The organism is Corallococcus sp. NCSPR001 (assembly GCF_017309135.1).
Taxonomy (GTDB): Bacteria; Myxococcota; Myxococcia; order Myxococcales; family Myxococcaceae; genus Corallococcus.
Window position 1 is genome coordinate 6598436 of sequence record NZ_JAFIMS010000002.1, and the last position, 23591, is coordinate 6622026.

Genomic DNA, 23591 nt, shown 5'->3' on the forward strand with positions numbered 1-23591 from the left:
CGAGCAGGGCCCCGTGGGACCGCGCTTCGACACGCCCCGGGACGACGCGTCACTCGAGGGAATCGGCCGGGGAACCGGCGACATCTACCGGATCCCCATGTCCGTGCTCAGGCTGTGAGAGCCAGCGCAACCTGTTGGAATCAGGCCCCTTTCCAGGAAGTCTGACGCCGGAATGCAAAACAAATCCCCTGCCGCTGTCCCTGAAGGGAACGCGGGCGGTTGCACCGCGAGGGGAGCAGGGACATGGGGGTTCAAGGACCGACCGGAGGCGCCACATCGGCCTCCACACTCCGGACGCCGGGCAGGCCTCTGGACGGCGTATCGCCGCGCCCGTCGACGCCGGCCGCCGCGCCGGCCCCCCAGCGCGTCAGCACGCCTTCGCGCCAGCCCGTGGACGGCTTCACGTCCGCCGCCCCGACACCCCGGCGGGTGGACCTGACCGGAGCCCTCACGCCCCCGTCCGTCCTGCCCTCGCGCGCCGACGCGGCGTCCCAGGTCGAGGGGCTGGGGATGTCCCTCGCGACCTCGGCGCAGCGGGTGGGCGGCACGGCGAAGGGCTCCGACGAAGGGGTCGTGTTCACCTTCACGGCGGACCTGGGTGAGCTGCTCAAGCGGAAGATGAAGGACGGCAAGCAGCCCACGCCGGACGAGGTGCTGGCGGAGGCCAACGCGCAGCTCCAGCGCCGGAGCCCCGGCCCCCCGCTGGAATGGGCGGACCCGAGCAACCCTCCTTCGCAAAAGCAGGTGATGGCCAGGATCCGGGACGGCAAGCTGCGCGTCGACGTCCTGGACAGGTCCCTCAAGCCCGTGGATGCGAAGACGCTGGCCGCGCAGGAGGCCTACGCCGCGAAGCTGGGCAAGGGCGAGCGCGAGTGGCTGGAGGGCGCGACGAACAGCCGTTACGCGGAGAAGACCCACACCCAGGCGCCGGCCACGCAGGGGGACAAGGTCTACCGCGAGGCGCTGCGGCAGCAGTATCTGCGCCTGCTCCAGGCCGTGGAGGGCGCCCCGGAGCACGTGCGGGACTACCTGCTGAAGCGGCAGGACGGGCCGGTGGCCAGCGGCCCGGTGGACCCCGAGGCGCTGCGCAAGGTCGCCGCGAAGCTCTCCGCCCTGTCCCCCGAGGAGTTCCAGGACTTCATCAGCATGACCACCGGCGCCACGACGGACCTGGGCGCCGTCGAGCGCTCCGTGGATGCGTTCCGCAAGGACCTGGAGCTGAACGCCGCGGAGACGGCGCGGCTGATGAACCTGCAGACGCGGGTGACCACCCCCGAGCAGCTCTACAAGGATTACTCCAACTACAAGACCGCCCTGGGGCTGCCGGAGCGGCGTGCGGAAGCGGCGACGAAGCAGTTGGGGCAACGGCTGAACGAGCAGCTGCCCCTGCACGGCTTCAAGGACCTCGCGGACTACGAGAAGTCGCTCCAGGACTTCCGGGATGGGTTCGACGCCGCCGCGCGGTCTCAGGGCCAGCGGATGCTCACCCGTTACGAGCACGACCTGTTCACCGCCGGCTCGCGCTACGCGGACACGACGGGGCTCGACCGGGAGCTGGCGCCCGCGCGCGAGCTCTTCGCGGAGGCCCAGGCCCTGCGCGCGAAGGCGGACACCATCCAGCCCAAGCTCAATGTCTCCAGCGCCCGCCTCGCCGGCACGCTGGGGGAGCCGGGCTACAAGCCCGCCGTCAAGGGCGACGCGGGAGCGCTGCGCGAACGGGCCGACCTCAAGATGCGCGAGATGCAGGAGCGCCTCGATCGTCTGGCGGAGTCCCATCCGCTGCTGGCTCGCGACCCGGACTTCGCGAGACGCCTGGTCCAGGCGAAGCCCGGCGAGACCGCGGGCCTGATGCGACAGCACCTGGCCGGACGGCGCGAGGACATTGCCAAGACGCGCGCGGAGCTCGCGAAGGACCCTTCGTTCGTTCATGGCCTGGACGTCCTGCTCGCGTCCACGCGCCAGGCCCAGGGCCTCCAGCCGGGCTCGCTGGCCAACCGCATCATCGACGACCATCTGATCGACCGTCAGGTGTCGAAGGCGGTGACGGACGTGGCCATCACCGGCGTGCTGGTGAGCGCGGGGCTGCTCACGGGCCCGGGCGTCGTCGGCGTCATCGCCTCGGGCATCGTGGCGGGGGGCGGCATCGCCCAGGCCAAGGGAGCGCTGGATGACTACCGCGGCGGCATGGCCGCCCATGGCAGCGGCCTGTCGTCGCACGAACCCTCCTTCGGATGGGTGGTGCTCGCGATGGCCGGCGCGGCCGTGGATGCGGCAGCCCTGACGAGGGCCGCGAGGATGCTGGAGCGCATGACGGACGTCGTGCGCGAGTTCAACGCCACGAAGAACGTGGAGCAGTTCGCGAGCAAGCTCGATGGCGTGAAGGGGCTGACGTCCGCGGAGAAGGCCCAGTTGCTCAAGGCCGCCAAGGCCGAGAAGCAACTCCAGGAGCAGCTGACAGGGATGCTCCAGCGTGGCGGTCCGCTCCGGGTGACGGGGAGCGCGGTGCCGGAGGCGCGGATGGCGGAGCTCCGCCAGCTGGCACGCACCCTGGCGGAGCGTGGAGGGGGCGAGGCGTCCTTCTCCCGCTTCCTGCGGGAGCTGAAGGCGAACAAGCTCATCGACGGAGAGCCCTCCCCCGAGGCGATGCGGCTGCTCAAGCAGGCCCATGCCGCGGGCGTGGAGGAGGCGGAGGTGGCGCGCAAGGCCGTGGCCGCAGCCGCGGAGCGGCGCGTGCTGGAAGGGCCGAAGCGTCCGAAGCCCTCGGAGGTGGAGACACCTCCAGCGGCGAAGCCCTCCACCAGGTCCCCGGTGGTGGAGACGCCGCTCGCGAAGCCTCCGACGGCGCCCGTGAAGACGCCTCCCAAGGCGGTCGTGGAGGGCTTCCGGGAGCTCACGGATGTCAAGGGCCAGAGCGCGTCCACGCTGGCGGCGCGGAGCCAGGGCGGTGGCCTGCTCGAGGCCAACGGCGCCCAGCTCCGCTTCATGACCTCCGAGGGCCGCGTCTTCGAAGGCACGGTCACGTCGAAGAACGCCCACGACGTCCTCGACCTCGTCAAGGACGCGGACCTGCGCCTGGGGAAGAGTTCTGGCAGCTACGCGGTCCGCCAGGCCATCCTGGAGCGCTCGGGCGGCGAGCTGGACACCTACGAGGCCTTCACCGTCGGACAGTTCCCTCGAGACCAGGTGCCCTGGAAGTGGCTGGAGGACCCCGCGAACTGGGTCTCCGAACGCCGTGAGCTCCAGCAGAAACTGTTCGCCAGCGAGGTGCAGAAGGCCCAGGCGCTCTCCGACCGCCTGGAGCCCAACACCGTCTACGCCCTGCGCGGCAACACCGCCGCCGGCAAGACGACGGCCGTGAAGAACGACCCGTTCCTCCAGAGCCGGATCCTCGGCGCGAACAACGAGCTGAGCGGCGCGCTCAACCCGGATCCCATCAAGGCGCAGATCGTCGAAGCGGCCAGCGGGAAGCTCTCCACGAGCCAGTCGCACGTGGAGGGCTCCACCCTTTCGCAGCGGGTGGAGACGGAGATGCTCTCCCGCCCGAACAGCTCGGTCGTCTACGACAAGCGCTTCGCCGGCCCGACGGACATCCCGCGCATGCTGGCGGCGGTGGGGGACCGCAACGTGAAGATCATCGACCTGGAGGTGCCCCTGGAGACCTCCAGCGTCCGGGTGCTCATGCGCGACCCGGGCACCGCGGATCCGCTCGTCCCGTTCAAGGCGGTGAAGGATGGCTTCGATGGCGTGCGCCGGTATCGTGCAGAGCTGCTCGCCGGGCGGCCCCACGGGCCGGACGGGACCGGCGGCTTCGAGGGCGTCTTCGGCAATGAGAAGATCACCGACTACAAGCTCCTGGTGACGGACAGCTCCGGCAAGCAGGTGCTGGTCGCGGAGAAGCGCGCCGGCAAGGTGTATCTGCCGGACACACCGGAGAAGCAGGCCCTCTATGAGAAGGCGGCCCTGGGACTGCCGGACCATGAAATCGATCGCGTGAAGAAGACAATCATCGACGACGCCTTCATCGACCGGCAGGTGCGCGCCACGCCCCCGGCCTTCACGAAGAAGATGCGGGCCCGCCTCACCGAGTACAAGGGCAAGACCCTGGAACAGGCCCTGGACGCACATGCGAAGAGGACACAATGAGCGCGGCGGGTGCCCGCCTCCTCCCCGGGTTGAAGCGGGGCGCCCGCGGCCCTAGCCTGAAGATGCATCGCACCGTCGAGGACTCCGCATGCCGTCATCCCCCGAAGAAGCCCTGAAGCAGCTGCGCGCCGCCCTTCAGCAACGTCAGACAACCGAGCGGGAGCAGGTGGCGAAGGCCCGGGCCACCTCGGGCAAGGAGCCCTTCGACATCGAGAAGCTCAACGCCCTCTACAACCTCTCGTGGGATATCCATGATGCGCCGCTCACGCCCCAGGTCATCGAGGACTACGAGCGGCGGTACTACCTGGAGTCGCCCGAGGTGAAGACGCTCCAGCAGTTCGCGGACCACCTGGCGTGGCTGCGCAACCACGACGCAACCTGAAGGTCCCCCCAGGCAACCCATGGTTGCCTGGGGAAAGTACTTTCCGGGGGCCCTGGCAAAATCAGACGTTGATTGGTTATGGATTTCCATTCCATGGCCCATCCCTCCCGTTGGCTGTTGCTCTCCGCCTCCCTGGTCCTGGGTGGCTGTCCCTCCTCCTCCGGCGATGACGCTGGCACGCCGCCGCCTCCCGTGGACAGCGGCACTCCCGACGCGGGGGCTTCCGACGCGGGCGAGGTCTGGGATGGCGGAGCGGAGACGCTGGAGGACCCGGGGGACGCGCCGGAACGCGAGCCGTACTCGGACTGCACCTTCATGCCAGCGATAGGCGCCACCGTTCCTTCGTGCGCGGATCCGGCCCTGTTCGACCGGTCCATGTGCCCATCCGGAGCGCTCGATGACGTGGAGGCTTCGGGCGCATACGAGGTGCGCTTGCTATCCACCATCACTCCCCTCCAGATCAACTTCACGCTGCGGCTGTCTTCGGATGGGGGCGTGGGCCAGAGCGATGGAAACCCGCTGCTCTTCCAGGATGTAGGGGACGGGGAGTTCTTCTTCGGGACCCAGGTCCGCAGCTCGTTTCCCACTCCCTCCTTCCGGAACCGCATCTTCGCCGGCTGCACGCGGCCAGAGCCGGACCGCGTCAACGGTTGCTACGCGTGGTGCAATCCCGAGGGACAGGTGACGTCCAAGGGCAGCTTCACGGCGCTGCGCCCCGGATGGGGACGGGGCGAGGGGGAGGCCTCGGGCCTGAAGCTCGTCTCCGAGTCCGCCGTCCCACTGGCCTTCCCGGTGGATATCTACGTCACGAAGGGCCACGCGTACGTGGTGGCCATTGGCGACAAGACCGGGGAGGGAGGCCTGGCGGTCTATGACGTGAAGGACCCCGCCCACCCGGTGCTCAAGAAGCGGATCCAACTGGAGGGGGATACCTACTGGAACGGCGCCTGGGCGAAGGACGACGCGCTCTACATCGCCAGCGCTGACTCCGGCGTCATCGTCTACGACATCACGAACCCGGCGGATCCGCAGTACGTGCGCGCGCTGCCCGGCGGCGCCCTCAACGTGCACACCGTGCACGTGCGCGGAGACCGGCTCTACGGCATGGCGCCATCGTCCTCCAGCCAGACGCTCATGTTCGACGTGAGCTCGGCGCTCTCCCCGCAGCTGATGGAGCGCATCTCGATTCCGGACGAGAGCTTCGGGGGCGTGCACGACGCCTTCGCGTATGGCGACAACCTCTATGTCAACCACACCACCGACGGTTACATCGCCTTCGACGTGAGTGACCCGATGCACGTCCGGGAGCTGGGGCGCTACGCCTATAGCGACGCGTTCAGCCACGCGAACGCCGTGGGCACCTTCGCGGGACGCACCATCGCGTTCGAGGGCGGCGAGGGGGTGAACGCGCACCTGCGCGTGCTGGACGTCACCGACCCCGCGAACATGCGGCTCATCGGCCGGTACGCGCTGCGTCCCGAGTTCTCCATCCACAACATGGTGCTCGTGGGCACGAAGCTCTACATCGCGTACTACCAGGAGGGCGTGCGCGTGCTGGACGTGTCCGTGCCGCCCCGGCCGCGCGAGGTGGCGTACTTCAACACGTCCCAGAACACCCCGCCGCTCCGGATGGGCTCCGAGTTCTTCTCGAACGCCGTTGGCATCCGCGTGCCGGGGGACGGGTTCATCTACGTGGTGGACACGAACCGGGGCCTGCTCATCCTCCAGGAGGAATGAGCTGGCAGTGGTGGCCGCCCGGCCACCCTCCGGAGCGCGCATGGGATGCCATGAGACCCGGAGTTCTGGGACTTCGAATTAAACATATTTCACTGCGATGATACCTGTATCGAGGGGGTATCCATGCAGAGGATGACGAAGCGCCCGTGGCTGGGATGGGCCACGGGTTTGCTGTTGGGGCTGTGGCCGCACCTGGGCATGGCGCAGCTGGCGCCCACGGGCGGGCACTACGCGGGGCGCGTCTCGGACACCGGCACGGAACCGGGGATGGTGAACGCGTCGGGCGGGTTCTCGACGACGGTGCCGTTGGAGCTGCCGCCCACGCGCGGGGGCGTGCCCCTGCCGCTGTCCATCGTGTCGGGGGCGCGGGGCGTGGGCGCGGTGGGCCTGGGCTGGGACATCCCGCTCTCCTACGTTCGCCGGGACACCACGTTCGCTCGCCGCAAGCCCTACACGTCCGCCACCACCCCGCCTCAGGGCCGGGAGCTGGTGCAGCTGTCGCTCCAGGGGCATGTGTTGGAGTTGGTGCCCCAGGGCACGCGCTGGGTGGCCCGCCGGGACGCCCCGGAGATTTCACTCCAGGAGCAGTCCGGCGGCTGGGTGCTGTACGACGGCCAGGGGCAGACCTGGACCTTCGTGGAGCCCGCGGCGCTGGCGGGGACGGGGTTCTGGCTCCTGGACACCGTCCGCGGGCCGGGCAACTCCGTGGTGAAGCTGGAGTACGCGGTGCTCACGCCCTCCTGGTCCAGTGAGGGCAACGAAGGCAGCGGCGTGTCGGTGGACCTCACGCGCGTGCTCTACAACCCCCACCCGCAGGAGGGCTGCTACAAGCACGAAATCACCCTGGGCTACGGCGCGCAGCAGGCCCTGCCGCTGTCGCTGTCGGTGATAGGCGACCAGGTGCTGGCGCGCCTGCGCACCGTGTCCACGGTGTCCACCGTGTCCACCGTGTCCACCGTGTCCACCGTGTCCACCGTGACGGTGAGCAGCCGGGCCACCTGCGCCAGCGCCCTCACGCGGCTGCGCCTGTATGAGTTCAAGTACTCGCCAGACGCGGACACGCAACAGCCGCGCCGCCGGCCACCGCCAACGTGGAGACCGGCTCGGAGGTGCGCTCCGTGGACGACTTCGGACGGGTGACCCAGGTCCTGTACCGCGGCGACACCTCCCGCGCCGATGACGACCTGTGCGTGGAGACGGTGTACGCCACGCCCACGGGGACCGCCGCGCGGCGGCTGGACGCGCCTCGCTCGCGCCGCTACTGGTATTGCGACAAGACGCCCTACCTCACCTACGCCGCCGAGTCCTTCCTCTACGACGGGCTCCCCGCGGGCAGCGTGTCCGAGGGCCACAACACCTCGCGCACCCGCGACCGCTACAACGTCGTCACCGGGACGTACCTGGACTCCGTGCGCGTGAACGACGCCACGTATGACCCCGTCACCGGCAACCTCGCCACCGTCACCACCGAGCGCGAGGACGGCGCCCTGCGGGTGACGACGCTCACCTACGACGCCTTCGGGCTGGTCCCCGTGGGCCAGCGGGTGGACGCCACCGGGGTGCCGGCGCTCATCGCCACCACCACGTTGGATCCGGTGAGCCTGGCGCCCGTGAGCGTGCTGGATCAGAACCAGACCCGGTCCGGCACGGACTACGACGGCTACGGCCGCCCCGTGCGCTCCACCGTGACGCCTCGAGGCAGCACGGGCGTGCTGATGACCACGAGCTACCTGGGCTTCAACGGCACGGATCCGCTGGGGCGTCGGGTGGCCGCCCGCATCTTCAGCGACCCCGTCCCCCAGGCGGTGGAGAACAGCGCGTTCGCCACCACGGCCACCGTGTTCCTGGACGAACTGGGCCGCGAGCGCCGCACGGAGGTCCCGCTGGGCGCCGACTACGCGAACGAGGTGATGATCACCAACGCCCGCGTCTATGACGGCCTGGGCCGCGTGCGCTTCCAGGCCGACCCGTATCCAGCGCCCCAGGACGGGGCGACCGCCTACGGCACCACGGCGTTCTTCTACCCGGACGGCCTGCCGTCGTGCACCGTGCGCGCCCGGGGCCTCCAGACGGCCCTGGGCGTGACGGACGAGGCCAGCGAGCGCTAACTCGCGTGCATCACGCGCACGTTCGCCAACCGCCAGGAGACGGTGAGCACGCAGGACCCGTCGTCGCTCCTTCCCGGCAGTCCCCAGGCGGACGTCGTCCGCACCGCCACGACGACGGCCATGGGACGGCTGGTGTCGCGCTCCACGCTGAAGGCCGGCGTCCGCATGGAGCACGCGGTGTTCACCCAGGACCGGCTGGGGCGCCCCACCGGGATGACGCGCTACCTGGACCCCGCCGCGCTCACCGGCGCCGTGGGGTGGGCGTGGTCGTATGACTCCTTCGGGCAGCTCCTCCAGTGGCAGGAACCGGAGGGCGCCTTGCAGCCCCTGCGCCACAGTCGCTGGGGGGAGCCCGTGGAGGTGAGCTGGACGGACGCCACGGTGTTCCCCGCCGCCAACCACCAGTTGCTCAACACCTACGACGCCCTGGGCCGCATCCAGCACCAGGAGGAGCTGACGAACGGACAAGGGGTGCCCGACTCGAAGCACGACTACTTCTACGACGTCGGCCTGAGCCCCACGTCCATGGTGACGCCCACGAACGTGCTGGGGCGGCTGGCCAAGGTGGAGTCGCCCACGGGCAGCGCGTATTACAGCTACGACGCCTACGGCCACACGAACGCGCGCACGTACATCGACAACGCGGGCGTCACCTACGTGGAGAAGTCACTGGTGCGCGCGGACGGCTCGCTCTGGGCGCTGGGCTTCCACCTGCCGGACACGAACTACGGCCTGGAGGAGATCCACTACACCTACGACACGGCCAGCCGCCTGCGCTCGGTGCGCACGACCGCCGGCCAGCAGCTCTACACCGCGCAGACCATCGACCCGTTCGGCCGGGTGCGCCAGGCGAAGTACGGGGACGTGGTGGACTACGCCGCGCAGTTCAGCGACCTGGGACGGCGGCTGTTGGGTGAGACGAGCGTCACCACGCCGCTGGGCGCGCGTCGCACCGTCTACGCGGGGTATGACCCCATGGGCCGTGAGAAGGGGCGCGAGGAGATGACCAACGGCGCCGCCAGCGGCCCGGTCACGGTCCACACCTACGACGCCCTGAGCCGGCTCGCGTCGTCCAAGCGCACCTACGGCATCAAGACCCAGATGAGCTGGACGTTCAGCTACGACCCACTGGGCAACGTGCTGCTGCAGAACGACGTGGCGGGCACGCGGGACGCGGCGCTGAGCTACCGCGCCGCGAACCGCGACCGGGTGTGCAACATCGAGTACAGCACCGCCACGCCCCCGGCCAGCCCCTGCCAGGTGCAGCACGACGCGCTGGGCAGCGTGGTGCGGATGCCCACGCGCACCGGCACGCGCTTGTTGGGCTACTACCCCTCCGGCGCCCTGCGCTCCATCTCCGAGCTCAACGGCACCGCCACCTTCCGCTACGGCGCGCTGGGGGAGATGCAGGAGGTGGACCTGCAGGGCACGGGCGCGGTGGACGCGCGCCACGAGTGGCACCTGGGCGGCACGCTGGAGCGCCGGGAGCAGGTGGTCAACGGCCAGCCGGTTTCGCTCATCACCCGCAACATCCCGGGGCCGGGCGGCATCGTCGCCAGCCGGCGCGGACCGGGGGAGGACTGGGTCTTCGGCTTCGGCGAGCAGCGCGGCTCGCGCCACTTCACCGACCGCAAGGTCGAGTTCGTTCAGGCAATGAGCTACCAGCCCTTCGGAGAGACGTCCTCCACCGGGAGCGCGGCGCCGGGCTCCACGCTCTACACCAGCACGCAGTGGAACGACGGCCAGGCGCTGGCGGCGTTCGGGCTGGTGAACCTGGGCGCGCGCGTCTACGACCCGGTCCTCGGCCGGTTCTTGAGCCGGGATCCGCTGGTGGTGCCGCGCACCGCGGCCACCACCAACCCCTACGCCTTCGCGCACAACGACCCGCAGAATTCGTCCGACCCCACCGGCCTGGATCCGGGTTGGTGCATGGGCCCGGAGTGCCAGGGCCCCGGCGGGGGCGGTTTCCCGGGCGGGGGCGGCGGGCCCTCGGAGATCAACGACCCGCGCCTCTACCTGCCCTCCCAGGGTGGGGGTGGTGGCGGAGGTCCAGCCCCCAACCCCCGCGCCGCCAGCCGGCCTCCGCCCACGCCCGGCGCGGCCACCCTGCAGGCCCCCGCCGGGATGAAGACGGTGCTGGGCCGCACCATGATGCTGGAGGCCCTGGTGTTGAGCGGCCTGGCCATCACGGACGGCTCCTTCGACTACGACGCGTACGCGGCGACGGGGGCCTCGGTGATGTCGCTCATCGACGCGCTGGCCAACAGCCAGCAGGGCGCGCAGGCCATCGCGGACAGCTACAACGCGACCTACGACAAGATCGCCAGCGCGTCCGCGGGGTTCGGGGACGGCCTCGCCTGGTTCATCCCGACGCGCACGCTCCGCAACGCCACCGGCCACTCCGTCAACGAGGAGTCTGGCTACTACACCGGTGGGACGGTCGTCGGGGTCGTGGGGAGCTTCTTCCTGCCCTCGCCGACGAGCATCGCGGGGACCTCGCGCGCGGCGCGCGCGGGCCGGGCCCAGGTGCAGGCGGAGGTGAAGGCCGTGGCCGCGGAGCTGCGTGCGGGGGCGTGCAAGACCAACTGTGGCTATTCGGCCATCGCCTTCGAGTCCACCATGAGCGGCACGCCCATGGCGCAGCAGGGCGTGGGCGCAATGGCCACCACCGTCATTGAAGCCCACTTCGGCACGACGTTCGTCGCGTAGAGCAGCAAGAAGGCCCTCGTCTGCACCGTGGAGGGCTGGGGCAGCGGCGCCCGGGGGGTCGTCGTGGGGACATTCAAGAGCGACGCGTCGCTCGGCCACGCCTTCAACGTCGTCAACGTGGGGGGCGAGGCCTTCTTCGTCGACGTCTTCTCCAGCCACCTCACCCAGAAGGCCCTCTCGAGTCGAATCGGCAGGGAGCTCTCCGACTTCTTCATCCTCCGGACGCACTGAGCGCACCCGTCGACGGGCGCCTTCACGCTCAACCAGTACGGCCTGCCCGGCTCGGCGTGGTTCAACAACAAGAGGCGGAGGTGCGCGACACCACCCGCTACCTCATGGCGGTGGGCCTATGCCAACCTGCGCTCGGTGCGGGGGCTCGCCAACGACGACTTCGTGCGCGACAACCTCCACCGCATCACCCTCTTCGGGGGAGCGGACCGACTGATTCCCCACCCGTTCCTGCACGGCGGCTTCCCGCGGGGACATCTTCGAATACGGCCCCCGGGAGGCCATCCGGGCGGCGTCCGGAGAGGGATTGAACGCGGTCCCCTCCGAGTGCCTTCAGATAGGCCAGTACCGCCCCCGGAGATGTCGCTCCATACCCCAAACCCAGACCATCACTGGCATTGAACGGCGAGGGTTTGATGTCAGGGACGACCCGGGGACGGCAATCCCTATCCCACCTGCCTCACGCCCATTCCGAAGCTCACTGCCTTTTCTTGGTGACAACTGGACAATGTTAATTATATGAGGGCCAAGCATTGAAGCAATGGGGGGAGTGCACATGCGAAGAGCGTCAATTGTTGTCTCGAGGAAGCCGGCCCGTGCGTTGATCATGTTCGCCACGGTTGTCGTTGGTTCCGCCGCGCACGCGCAGGAGTTCACCAGCGAGGAGGCAGACACCGAATCGCTGCACACGCAGTACCGCTCCATTGATGGGACGGGCAACAACCTGGCCCACCCGAGGTGGGGCGCGACGGAGGAGCACCTGCTGCGCGGGCCGACCGGTGCGCACTACGCGGATGGCGTCTCCGCGATGGGCGGCACTGGACGCCCCAGCCCGCGCGACGTCAGCAACGCGCTCTTCCAGCAGGACGTCTCCATCCCGAACGAGCACCAGATCAGCGACTTCATCTGGACCTGGGGGCAGTTCCTCGACCACGACTTCAGCCTCACCGAGGGCGCCAACGAGTCCGTGCCAGTGCCCGTGCCGCTGTGCGACGCATACATGGACGTGCTCTGCACCGGGACGCAGATGATTCCCTTCCGGCGCTCCGTCTATGACCCGGCCACTGGCGACGGACCCAACAACCCGCGCCAGCAGTTCAATGAGATCACGGGCTACCTGGATGGGTCGAACGTGTACGGCTCGGATGCGGCGCGCGCCGCCTGGCTGCGCACGTTCCAGGGCGGCCGGCTCAAGGTGACGCATACCTCCCGTGGCGACCTGCTGCCCTACAACGACGGCACGCAGCCGAACGCGGGGTCCCCCGAGCAGCCGGACCTGTCCACCGACCTGTTCGTCGGCGGAGACATCCGCGCCAACGAGCAGCCCACGCTGGCCGTCATGCACACGCTGTTCGTGCGCGAGCACAACTGGCAGGCGGCGCGCATCGCGCGGGAGAACCCCCGCTTCTCCGACGAGCAGATCTACCAGGCCGCGCGGCGCATCGTGATCGCGGAGCTCCAGCACATCACCTACACCGAGTTCCTCGATGCCCTGCTGGGGCCCCACGCGCTCCGGCCCTACCGCGGCTACGACCCCCGTGTGAACGCGGGCATCGCGCAGAACTTCTCGACCGCCGCCTACCGGCTCGGCCACACGCTGCTCAGCCCCTTCATCCTGCGGCTCAACGAGGACGGCTCGCCGGTCGCCGAGGGGCCGCTGTCGCTGCGCGATGCGTTCTTCAGCGCGACGCCGCCCCTGTTGGAGAACGGCGGCATCGAGCCGTTCCTGCGCGGTGTCGCCGCCCAGAAGGCGCAGGATCTGGACCGTTTCATGATCGACGACGTGCGCAGCTTCCTCTTCGGCCCGGCGGGCGCGGGTGGCCTGGACCTCCTCTCGCTGAACCTCCAGCGTGGGCGCGACCACGGCCTGCCGGACTTCAACACGGTGCGCGCGGAGCTGGGGTTGAGGAAGTACAAGCGCTTCTCGCAGATCACCGATGACGCGCAGGCCGCCCAGGCGCTGGAGCAGCTGTACGGGAGCGTCGACAACATCGACGTGTTCGCGGGCATGTTCGTCGAGAAGGACGTGCCGGGCGGCATCGTCGGCGAGACGCTGCGGGCGGCGCTCGTGGAGCAGTTCGAGCGCACCCGCGCGGGGGACCGCTTCTGGTACGAGCGGTCGCTGAACCTCTTCGATCTCCTGCGGGTGAAGACGACGCGGCTGTCCGACATCATCCGGCGCAACACCAGCATCCGGAAGATCCAGAACGAAGTCTTCTACGTGAAGTAGCGCGAAGAGCTCGGCCCCCGGCCCGCCGCGCACCACGAGCGGCGAGCCGGGCGCCCGCCCCGCGACCGACACAGCCCCACGCGCGTTGCGAGCGGCCCCCTCGCATCCCCATGTTCGACACCATGAGGCCCTCGGACGGAGGCCTCCACATGGAGCGCGAGCCATGAAGAAGGCATGTTCCCACCTGGAAGCGACCGAGCATCACCGGACGGCTCCCATCCATCCCAGCGGCCACGGTTGCGTGGAGTGTCTGAAGGACGGAGGGGACTGGCTTCATCTCCGGATGTGCCTGACCTGCGGACACGTGGGCTGCTGCGACGACTCGCCGTCACGCCACGCGACCCGGCACTTCCACGAAAGCGCGCACCCGGTCATCAAATCGTTCGAGCCCGGAGAGGACTGGGCCTGGTGCTACGTGGATGAGCAGTTCGTCGAGCGGATCCCCACCTTCCCGGGTGAGTCGCCCCCGGTGCACTACTCGGCCCCCACGAGCGCGCCGTAGGCACCTGAAAATACCTGACAGGCCGTTGTCACGCCGGGTGGATAGGACTTTCTCTCCACCCGTGCTGACCCGGAGGTCTGTCTTGAAGCTCTACTTCCACCCCCTGTCCGGAAACTCGCGCCGCGTGCTGCTCGTGGCCGCCCACCTCGACATTCCCCTCGAGCGCATCGTCGTGGACCTCACCACGGGCAAGCAGCGCGAGTCGTCGTACCTGGGCATCAACCCCAACGGGCGCGTCCCCGTCCTGGACGACGGCGGCTTCGTGCTCTGGGAGTCGCGAGCCATCATGGTGTACCTCGCGGAGAAGACCCCGGGGCAGACCCTGCTCCCGACGGACGCGCAGGGCCGCGCCGACGTGAACCGCTGGCTGTTCTGGTGCTCGGCCCACATGGCCCCGGCGAACACCGTGCTCGTCCAGGAGAACTTCGTGAAGCAGCGCACCGGCCGAGGGCCGCCGGACCCCGCCGAGGTCGCGCGCGGCGAGGCCCTCGTCGCGCAGTACGCGCCCGTGCTGGACTCGCATCTGGCGGGCAGGACGTGGGTTGTTCAGGAGCGACTGACGCTCGCGGACCTCTCGCTCGCCGCGTCGTTCGCCCTCGCGGGCCCGGCGCGCCTGCCCATCGAAGGCTACGCGAACCTCCGGGCCTGGCTGGGGCGCGTGCAGGAACTGGAGGCGTGGCAGCGCACCGCGCCCCCCATGCCGCCGCCGGCCGCCCGGGGCTGAGCAGCCACGCCTCAGCGCAGTTCCTGGGCGAACTGCTCACGATAGCGCCCCTGGAGCGTCTTCAGCGCCTCCGCCATCCCCACGGCGCGGTACTGCTCCGCCAGGAGCTGCCACGCCTGTTTGTGCAAGGGTTCCAGCGCCACGACACGCTCCAGGTGCGCACGCGCCTCCTCGCGGGGACCCGACGTGGAGGCCAGCCACCCCAGGATGAAGTGCGCCTGCACCGCCTCCTCGTGCGCGGCCACGGCCTGCCGACACGCCGCTTTCGCAGGTCCCACCCTGCCAGCGCGCATGTGGATTTCGCAGTCCAACACGTGCAGCACCGCCGCGCGCGGGAACTCCCGCCTCAGCCAGGTGAGTCGTGCCTGCGCCTTCGTCGCCGGCCCCTTATCGAGCGAATCCTCGACGTCCTTCGCCGCGCGGATGAACTCTCCCTCCCGCTCCACCGCGATACCGCTCACGGAGGCATCCACTGGCAGTGCCTTCCAGCGTCGAGCCTGCCGAGCCCAGGTCCGCAGAGGCTCGGCCCGAGAGTCATTGCCCGCCTTCTGGATGGCCTGCTCCGCCCATGTGACCGAGGAGGTCTCCTTGAAGAAGGCCGCGAGGTCTCCCCAGAATTCCGGCGGTGTTCCAGGGTTCGCGTCCATCCGTTGCCGCGCTCGCACGAGCTGGCCTTGCGCCTCCACGTGCTGCCCCTGTTGGAGGGCCAGGGTCGCGAGGTGGAACAAGGGAGCGGGCTCGGAGGGGAATTTCTCGGCGACTGCCTCGCACTTCTCCCGGGTCGCCGGCAGCTTGGGGGCGACACGCGTGTCCAGGTAGCAGGCCAGCCTTTGGACGAAGAAGTCCTCCGGGTGGCGTCGCGCGAGGGGCTCCATCTGCTGGGCGGCGACCTCCACGCGGCCCTCCTTCTCGAGCGCGAGGATTTGTTCGAGTCGGCGCCGGTCCTCCGGAGGCAGGGGGGCCTGGGGCTGGTGAACGACCAGCGGCGCCTTGCCCTCGCGGACCTTCGCGAGCCATTCGACGACCGCCTCCTTCTCCGGTCCCTCCCAGTCCGGCGAGGCCGTCGAGGCCAGCAGTGCACCCAGCTCGGTCGCCCAGGCCCGCGCTGCGGCGTCATCGCGACGCCCCGCCGAGGCATGGGGAAGGCTGGTCTTGAGCAACGCCAGGGTCTGCGGTGCGAAGGACCCCTGACTCGGTGCGTAGTTCGGGAACATCATCCAGTGCGAGTTGCGCACGTGGAATGCCCCCAGCGTGTGCGCCCACTCGTGGAGGAAGACGGACGTCTCCTTGTGCATCTTCCGCTCCTGGTAGAGCGTCTGCCGCTCCTCCTGGGGCAGGTGGATCAGCGACTCCATGATGGCGCGGACCTCCTCCGGGTTTCCCATCTCGCGCAGCACGCAGTGGCGCCCGAACAGCCGGGCCATGCCCAGCTCATGCTGCGCGGAGGAGAAGAGCTTGAGCGCGGAGACGAAGCCGACCACCAGGTCCACGTCCTCGCCCGGATCTGTGAGCTCCAGCGCGGTCAGCGAACCCTCCAGCTCGCCCTCGACACCTCGATGCGCCCACTCGCGCGTCGACTCAAGCTCGAAGACAACGCCCAGCGGCCCCTGCATCACCGCGCTCGCGCGCTGCAACTGGGACACGACGCTGCTTCGCCAGCGCACCACCTGCTCCCGATAGTCCGAGTCCGCGTAGACCCGGACCCGAATCTTCCGGACCGGCCCCGTCGAGGGCTGCGACGAGGACTCCAACTTCGCGGGCGCGAGGGTTCGCGCCTGTTCCCGCGCGTAGTCCACGGGTCGCTTCACACACGACACGCCGAGGACACAGCCCCACACCGCCAGCAGGACGCCACGCGCCGCCAATCCCATGACACGACCTGTGCTCATGGAACCCTCCCATACACTAAATGCGTCAGGATGGCACCTGCCTCCCAGCACGAGCGCACATCGCGCGACCGCGCTCGCGCATCGGCTGGCCGTCGCAGGTAGAGCGACACGCACCTCCTCGAATCTAAATTGCGTGGTCGGATAGTCCGAGCGCAGTATCAGCTTTCATTTCCAAGGATGAGTAGTGGCAAAAAATCACACTCGCGTTGACAGCGTCAGAGCTTCCCGGGACGGCCATGAGTATCACGAGGCGTGGGTCGCTCGAAAATGCCTGGGCATGCTGCTGCCCCAGTACGGCTTGGTGGGCGTCGCCATCGAAGGTTTCTCCGCCGACGATGAAGTGTCCAAGGACGCCACCGAAATCGCAGACGCCGTCTTGTACTACGGTCGACAGGCGTCCTTTGTGCAAGCGACCCGGGTCGTCGTCGTCCAAGTGAAGTATTCGAAGGCGGCCGAACTCAAGCCCTTTCGCGTCGCGGATGCCAAGAAGACCATCGAGAAGTTTGCGAACACCTACCGCGCTCACCTTCGCAAGCATGGTGTCACCAAAACTCGCGCAAAGCTTCGCTTCGAGCTGGTCACCAATCGCCCGATTCTGGCCGAACTCGAACACGCGGTGCAGAAGCTGGCGGCGGGCACCGCACCGAGCGGAGCCGCTGCCGCCCAGGCCAAGCAGTTCCAGGCGGCGGCACGCCTCCACGGAAAGGAGTTGGTCGAGTTCGCCCGTCGGATCCAGTTCACCGGTTTGACCGGCGATCTGCAAGCGAGCAAGCGCGACTTGGCGGCGGCTCTGTCCGACTGGACGGCCGCGCGAGATTCCCAGGCACGCCTGTGGCTCAACGAGATCCGCCAACTGGCCCGCGACAAGGCCAGCCTCGCGAGCGAACAACGCAATGTCATTTCGCGTACTGATTTATTGGCGGCGTTTGAGATCGGTCACGAGGACGACCTGCTGCCGTGTCCAACGAGCTTCCCAGACGTAGGGGCGGTCGTGGCCCGTGAACAGTTGGCGGACACGGCAACGATGATCCCAGCCCTAGATCGGCCGCTGATGATCCACGCCGATGGCGGCGTGGGCAAGACGGTCTTCCTCTGTTCTCTCGCGCGCCAGCTCGAGTCCGCGCACGAGGTCGTGTTGTTCGATTGCTTTGGCATGGGTCAGTATCGGGCGCCGAGCGACGCGCGGCACCTGCCAGGGCGTGGCCTGCTGCACATTGTCAATCGGCTGGCGTGCCGCGGTTTGTGCGATCCTCTGCTCCCCGGGACCTACAACGACAATGACCTCATCCGGACGGTGCGCTCGCGATTAACTCAGGCGGCGGAGACCGGCGCCCGCAGCACCCGGGACCGCCAACTTATCCTGCTGCTTGATGCGATCGATAACGCTGGGGAGCACGCCTCGGCGCAAGACGAAACCTCGTTCCCGCTCCTGTTGCTGCGCGAACTGGCCACGGCCGGACGCATTGCCGGCATGCAGCTGGTGGTCAGCGCGCGCAGCCATCGCCGGGCCGCTGCGACGGGCGGCGTTGACTGCTCCGAACTGGAGCTGCTGCCCTTCAGCATCGAGGAGTCCCGCGAGTTCTTGCGCCCGCGGGTGAATCGGTTGACGGAAGCCCGCTTGCTGGTGGCCCAGTCGCGTTCGCGAGGCAATGGACGCATCCTTGAACATCTGGCCAAGGAAGGCGCCGACTTGCTCGCACAGTCCGAAGTCAACAAGGTCATTCATCTCGATGACCTGCTGCGAAAGAAAATTCAGGACGCCTTGCGCGATGCGGAAAAGCAAGGCTACCGCGACGGCACGATCCACGCGTTCCTAGGGGGCTTGGCGACCTTACCACCCCCGGTGCCGATTCAGGAGTTCGCCGAGGCCAATGGCCTGTCTGAGGGCGCGGCCAACAGTTTTGCCTCCGACCTGGCCGACCTACTGGAGCACACCAAGCACGGGATCATGTTCCGCGACGAGCCGACTGAAACGCTGATTCGTGAAACCTACGGGGCCGACAAGGCCGCGCTGCGCGCGTTGGCGAAGAACCTGCTGGCTATGCAGGAGCGCTCGCTGTACGCCGCGACGACCTTGCCCGACCTGCTCAAGCAGTTGGGCGATGGCGACCAACTGTTCGACTTGGCCTTCGATCCGCGCATGCCGACCTCGATCGCCAGTGCGGCAGGAAAGCAGGCGATCCGGCAGGCGCGGCTGCGCGCTGCTGTCGCGTTTGCAGCCACCCACGATGACAGCGACCGGCTGGTGCCGCTGCTGGTGGAGTTGTCGACCCTTGCCGCGATCAATCAACGGGGCACGACCTATTTGCTCGATCATCCCGACTTGACTGTGGCCATGGACGATATCCACGCGCTGCGCCGGATGTTCGAAGCACGCACCGCTTGGCCGGGGTCACGCCATGCGCGTCTAGCGATCGCGCACGTGCTGGCTGGTGACATGGCCGATGCGCACCGGCATGCCCAGCGACTGGTCGAGTGGCGGAATCACTACTTCGAGCAGGCCGAAGACCCTCGCTTCCAGCAAGAGCGTCCCACGGCCATTGACATGGCCGCCATTCCCTTATGCTTGCTAGCGCGCGGGGATGGTAAGGGCGCCGCTCGCGAACTGAACGGATGGCGAGATTGGTACGCCTACGAGGTCGCGGTGCAGTGCTTTGCACTCACGCGCGCAGGCGCAGCGAAAGGGCTTATCTCTCCACAGGCCGTTCGCGAGCTGCTGACGCCTACGCTCGCCAAGCCCAGCGTGCTGGCTGCCGCCGTGGCCTACGCCGACGGGGATGAAGATCTGCAGCGCGAGCTGATTTCCGATCTTGCGGCTCGCGGCGAGACAGTGGATTGCGGCGAGGCGCACCATCGACCTCAGGAGCGCCCGATCCTCATGGGCATGCTTCGGGCCGCCACGGTGGCCGCAGTGCGCGGTCTGTACGCCGAGTCGAGCGCGATCGCGGCCTCGATCAGCCTGCCGACGCCGGCGCTGTACACGTTCATGGCTCAATATTCGTTCGGTGACGTCTATCCGTACGTGGCGATCCAGGTCCTTAAGGCCCTGGCGCAAAGCCGGGCACCCGAAGAGCGCGATCTGCTGCCGGCCGAACTGGCGAAGATTAGTGCGTCCCTGCCGCCAAGCCTTAACGGTCAGCCCTACCGCGATGCGCTCAAACAGGCCCTGCAGGCGAGCGTGAAGAAGGGTACCGAGGCCGATTCAGCCGAGTCACTAAGTTACGAGACCAAATCCTCCGCTGAGCGATTTCTCGACGGCCGCCTGTCCTCCTTGCTGCGCATCGCAACCGCCTTCACCCACGCGGTAAAGCCGAGCTCTAGCCAGGCGGCAGGGCGGCTCAAGCCCCTCATCGAGGTCTGGTGTGAACTGCGCGTCCAGAACGACTACTACTCCGGAGGCACCGCAGCACAACGTCAGCACGATGCGATCGGCGAGCGCCTAATCACTCTCGCGCTCGCGGTCAATCCGGACTTCGCGGCCGAGGAGATCACTCAGTTCGTCGAAACGGTGAGCGCGCCCGGTGTCACCACCGCAGGCACCCTTGTTGAAATTGCCGAAATTCTGGCCGCACGCGCTCGCCACCACGTGCTGGCCGGTCAGACGGCGATCAAGGCGCGCCAAGCGATCGAGCGCGAGGACGATGTGGTACAGCGGGCGACGCTATTTGCCCACTTGGCCCGGGCGATGGGTCGTGCCAGCGGGAGCGAGGCCAGCTCCTACTTCTTGCAGGGCCTAGAGCAGATGGATGCAATTGGTTCGGGCGACTGGGAGTTCGTCAGCGAGTTGATGCATTTTTCCCGCACATTACAGGGCACTGGGCTTCCCGACGCAGACAGCCACACGCTCTCAAACATCTGCGACCTAAACCTGGGGGAAGCCCACAAGTTCGATTGGGCTAGCTACGGGGCGGCTCTGGCCAAAACCTCGGGGGTAAAGGGCATGGCCCGTCTGACCCGGTGGGAAGACCGCGATCGCATCTCACTCGAATATACGCTGCTTCCGTACTTGAAGCCGCTGCTGGACAACCATCAGATCGATCCGACGATCGCGCTGACGATGTTGCGAGTATCCAACCCGGTCGAACTGTGGTCCTGTGGCACCGAGCAGTTCGTCGAGGCGCTGGAGGCACGCGGCGCCTCGCCGGCCATCGTCACAGAGCTGATCGAACAGTACCAACACAACAATCCCTCGACGTTCGGCTCTCAAGCCCCACGAGCGCTGGCGCAGTGGGCTTCGCGCGTGTTGGGCGAAGAGTCGGCGCACGCCGCCAATCTTTCGGCGGCTGCGGCGTCGATCGATGCGACGACCCACGACTACAACGAACTCAACAACTGGCGGCCGTCTTCGCCCAGCGTCGACCCGGAGGAGCAAGAGGCCGTCGCGGAGGCCAGGGCGGCCGTAGTCGCCGCCTTGGCGCACAACACCAACCCTCTGGACGAACTGTCCCTGGCCTATGCCATTGATGCGCTGGAGGGCGAGACTGGCTGGGGACGTCCCGACGTCAAGCTATTGGAATTGTTACGCGCCAAGGTCTTGTTCGCGGATTGGCCTCGCTATATCGAACTCATCGCGCGCCAACCCTCCCTCGATCTTTACGCAAAGGCGCACGAACTTGAGGCCTGCCAAGAGGCTTGGTCGGCTGCGTCGGCGGCCGTGCCCAAAGCCCTTGCTGCTGCCGCAGACTGGATTGTGCGCGAGAATGCAGATGACTTCGTGCCCTCCGGATACTTGTCAACTTGGCAGCTTAAGCGCATGACCAAGCTCACCGGCGTGGATGAGCACGCGCTTACACTCGCGTTGCTGCACCAGTATTCCAGGCCGGGCACCGACGTGCCAGCGGCGGTGTGGCTGAGTTTCGCGGCAGCCTTCAACACTAACTCCGCCCCCGGTGTCGGGCAGGCGGCGTTGACCCGATTACTCGCCAGTGGTGCGGCGAAGCTCGCGGCATTAGTGGCGGACGGGGCGTGGAACGAACGGCTTTATCCCCCGGACGATTCGCTGCAGGTGACCGCAGGCCTGATTTGGTTTGCCCTGGGCTCGGGGCACGCTGAGCGCCGTTGGATGGCCGCGCACAGCCTGCGCACTGCAGTGCGCCTGGGCCGCTCCGATGTGCTCAATGCCGTCGTAGCCCGGTTTGATGAGCGCGACGCTGGCGCGTTTGGCGCACCCGAATTGCCATTCTATTACCTCCACGCGCAACTGTGGCTGCTGATCGCCTTGGCCCGCATCGCGATGGAGGCGCCACAGGCTGTCGCTGCGCATCGCGCTTTCCTTGAACGCACGGCCCTCGATACCGCCGATCCGCACGTGCTCCGGCAGCACTTCGCGAGGGCGGCACTGCTCGCTTGCCAAGACACGGGACAGGTGCAATTGCCGCCGGTCTTGCGCAAGTCCTTAGTGCAGGTCAATCGATCCCCGTTCGCGCTGCAGGTCACCCAAGGGTATAACGGCGGGTCAGTCTACGAATCGCGCCCGGCGGACCGGCCGACGCCCGAGCCGGAACTGCACTTCGAATACGACTTCGACAAATCCGATGTGTCCCAGTTGAGCGCGCTGTTTGATCGCACACTGTGGGACACGCACGATGCGATGACGGCGTGGGTACGGCAGCACGACCGCCACATCACCCACATGCACGAGTTGGGCGGACGCTCCGGCCACCGCCGTGAGGGTCGGGGAGCGATCACCGACCAACACCATACCTATGGGGAGCAACTGTGCTGGCACGCTCTACATGCAGTGGCCGGACAATTCCTGCCCCAGCATCCGGTCACGCGACGGCGCTACGACAACGGAAACCCGTGGCATGCGTGGATCCGGGGGCGGGTACTGACCCGCGCCGATGGGCTGTGGCTCGCCGATGGCACCGAGTGGCAGCCAGTGGTTACCCGCGTCACCCTGCGGGAACTGGCTGAGGACGGAGTGGGCATGACGGCCGATCCGGCGAAACTGCGTTCCTTGCTCGGGATCGAGGCCAATGTCGGCGAGTGGCTGGTCATCGACGGCAATTGGCACTCGGTGGAAGGTATCGAAATCGAAATTCAGTCCGCCCTCATTCCTTCCGCGAAAGCCGATCAGGCCGCAGTGGAGTTGGCACGGGAGGCCCCCTTCCGAGCGCACCTTCCGTATACACTCGAAGAGGACAACTCGAGCCTGTCGCAACATCCGTTCGTGCCGTGGATTGTGCACTCCCACGCCGAAGGCGGCATCGACGAGGCGGACGCGCTGGGCGTGCTCGGCGCGGCCCAGCGTGCGCGCCCATCGGACGACATAATCGCCTTTGGCGCGCTGCAGCCCGCCGATGAGTTCGGTAGCCGTTGGATCGAAGCGTCAGGCGTGCAGGTCGTGCGAGTCGAGGCATGGTGCCAGCTTCCCGATCATGGTGAAGGTAGGCGCATGACCGGTGCCCGCATGTGCTGTCGATCGGCTTTTGTCCGCAAGGTGCTGACCGCGCAGCAGGCGGACCTGATACTCCTAATCAAGCTCACGCGCACTGACTCTGGCGGCGCCAGTCGCTTGACGCGATTTTGGCACACGACCGCAGTGGTTCGGGTGGGGGCAGACTTGTCGATGACTACGTATCCAGGCTGCGCCAACGCGCTTCACAAGGCGCGCTACTGAGGCGCGAAAGCGTTGGGAGGTCTCGGAGTTCCGGCTGGTAGTGCACCAAGGTGTATGGCAATGGCAGCAGCTCATCCCTGCGAGCCGCCTTTCTCTCAATGCGCGGTCACTGCGCAGCTGGATCTACGGGTGGAACATGCATCGGCTCACCCATGCGAACTACCTGCCCCTCCTCGCCCGCTGCTCCCATGCCCACTTCGGTGGCACGTGCGCGGGGTCCCGCAGCGCCACCTACGGCGCGGACAGGCACATGGCAAAGGGAGGGACGTGATGTGCTTGAGCACGACGGGGCACCGCACAGTCCGCGTAGCGTTAAA

12 protein-coding genes are annotated in these 23591 nt (G+C 67.8%); 11 read left to right on the forward strand and 1 reads right to left on the reverse strand.

Going from position 1 to position 23591, the window contains the following annotated elements; all coding sequences use genetic code 11:
* The first annotated feature begins 510 nt into the window (after nucleotides 1-510).
* From xopAJ to JYJ93_RS28550, 10 genes are all read left to right on the forward strand, one after another.
* Nucleotides 511-4143, forward strand: a complete 3633-nt coding sequence (xopAJ, locus tag JYJ93_RS28505; RefSeq protein ID WP_206797409.1) for a XopAJ/AvrRxo1 family type III secretion system effector zeta toxin — start codon at nucleotides 511-513, stop codon at nucleotides 4141-4143.
* An 88-nt stretch (nucleotides 4144-4231) separates the two neighbouring features.
* The gene (locus JYJ93_RS28510; RefSeq protein ID WP_206797412.1) at nucleotides 4232-4525 is read left to right on the forward strand and encodes a hypothetical protein; all 294 of its coding nucleotides are present in this window, start codon (nucleotides 4232-4234) and stop codon (nucleotides 4523-4525) included.
* Between the two features lie 93 nt (nucleotides 4526-4618).
* On the forward strand, nucleotides 4619-6262 hold the full coding sequence (locus JYJ93_RS28515; protein WP_242543959.1) for a hypothetical protein: 1644 nt from the start codon (nucleotides 4619-4621) through the stop codon (nucleotides 6260-6262).
* Nucleotides 6263-6385: 123 nt separating this feature from the next.
* Nucleotides 6386-7402 carry a hypothetical protein gene (locus tag JYJ93_RS28520; RefSeq protein ID WP_206797416.1) on the forward strand — a complete coding sequence of 339 codons (1017 nt, stop codon included), beginning with the start codon at nucleotides 6386-6388 and terminating at the stop codon, nucleotides 7400-7402.
* The gene (locus JYJ93_RS28525; RefSeq protein ID WP_206797418.1) at nucleotides 7381-8370 is read left to right on the forward strand and encodes a hypothetical protein; all 990 of its coding nucleotides are present in this window, start codon (nucleotides 7381-7383) and stop codon (nucleotides 8368-8370) included. The genes JYJ93_RS28520 and JYJ93_RS28525 overlap by 22 nt, the downstream gene beginning before the upstream one ends.
* Before the next feature lie 42 nt (nucleotides 8371-8412).
* Nucleotides 8413-11079: an RHS repeat-associated core domain-containing protein gene (locus JYJ93_RS40860; RefSeq protein ID WP_206797421.1), complete on the forward strand. Its 2667-nt coding sequence runs from the start codon at nucleotides 8413-8415 to the stop codon at nucleotides 11077-11079.
* Between the two features lie 63 nt (nucleotides 11080-11142).
* A complete protein-coding gene (locus JYJ93_RS28535) occupies nucleotides 11143-11310 on the forward strand; it encodes a hypothetical protein (RefSeq protein ID WP_206797422.1) in 168 nt (55 codons plus the stop codon).
* A gap of 604 nt (nucleotides 11311-11914) precedes the next feature.
* A complete protein-coding gene (locus JYJ93_RS28540; RefSeq protein ID WP_206797423.1) occupies nucleotides 11915-13537 on the forward strand; it encodes a peroxidase family protein in 1623 nt (540 codons plus the stop codon).
* Between the two features lie 163 nt (nucleotides 13538-13700).
* A complete protein-coding gene (locus JYJ93_RS28545; protein WP_206797424.1) occupies nucleotides 13701-14039 on the forward strand; it encodes a UBP-type zinc finger domain-containing protein in 339 nt (112 codons plus the stop codon).
* A gap of 82 nt (nucleotides 14040-14121) precedes the next feature.
* Complete coding sequence (locus tag JYJ93_RS28550) at nucleotides 14122-14763, forward strand: glutathione S-transferase family protein (RefSeq protein ID WP_206797426.1); 642 nt, start codon at nucleotides 14122-14124, stop codon at nucleotides 14761-14763.
* Nucleotides 14764-14774: 11 nt separating this feature from the next.
* Here JYJ93_RS28550 and JYJ93_RS28555 read toward each other — a convergent pair whose 3' ends face one another.
* On the reverse strand, nucleotides 14775-16652 hold the full coding sequence (locus tag JYJ93_RS28555; RefSeq protein ID WP_206797428.1) for a bacterial transcriptional activator domain-containing protein: 1878 nt from the start codon (nucleotides 16650-16652) through the stop codon (nucleotides 14775-14777).
* Nucleotides 16653-16929: 277 nt separating this feature from the next.
* Between JYJ93_RS28555 and JYJ93_RS28560 the strand changes: the two genes are divergently transcribed.
* Entirely contained in the window at nucleotides 16930-23274 is a 6345-nt protein-coding gene (locus JYJ93_RS28560) for an NACHT domain-containing protein (protein WP_206797438.1), read from the forward strand.
* Nucleotides 23275-23591 lie beyond the last annotated feature (317 nt).

What these genes read in the sequence shown, in the direction of transcription:
- JYJ93_RS28510 (WP_206797412.1), top strand. Translation starts at nt 4,232, where the DNA reads ATGCCGTCATCCCCCGAAGAAGCCCTGAAGCAGCTGCGCGCCGCCCTT.
- xopAJ (WP_206797409.1), top strand. Translation starts at nt 511, where the DNA reads ATGTCCCTCGCGACCTCGGCGCAGCGGGTGGGCGGCACGGCGAAGGGC.
- JYJ93_RS28520 (WP_206797416.1), top strand. Translation starts at nt 6,386, where the DNA reads ATGCAGAGGATGACGAAGCGCCCGTGGCTGGGATGGGCCACGGGTTTG.
- JYJ93_RS28515 (WP_242543959.1), top strand. Translation starts at nt 4,619, where the DNA reads ATGGCCCATCCCTCCCGTTGGCTGTTGCTCTCCGCCTCCCTGGTCCTG.
- JYJ93_RS28555 (WP_206797428.1), bottom strand. Translation starts at nt 16,652, where the DNA reads ATGAGCACAGGTCGTGTCATGGGATTGGCGGCGCGTGGCGTCCTGCTG.
- JYJ93_RS28540 (WP_206797423.1), top strand. Translation starts at nt 11,915, where the DNA reads ATGTTCGCCACGGTTGTCGTTGGTTCCGCCGCGCACGCGCAGGAGTTC.
- JYJ93_RS28560 (WP_206797438.1), top strand. Translation starts at nt 16,930, where the DNA reads ATGCTGCTGCCCCAGTACGGCTTGGTGGGCGTCGCCATCGAAGGTTTC.
- JYJ93_RS28545 (WP_206797424.1), top strand. Translation starts at nt 13,701, where the DNA reads ATGAAGAAGGCATGTTCCCACCTGGAAGCGACCGAGCATCACCGGACG.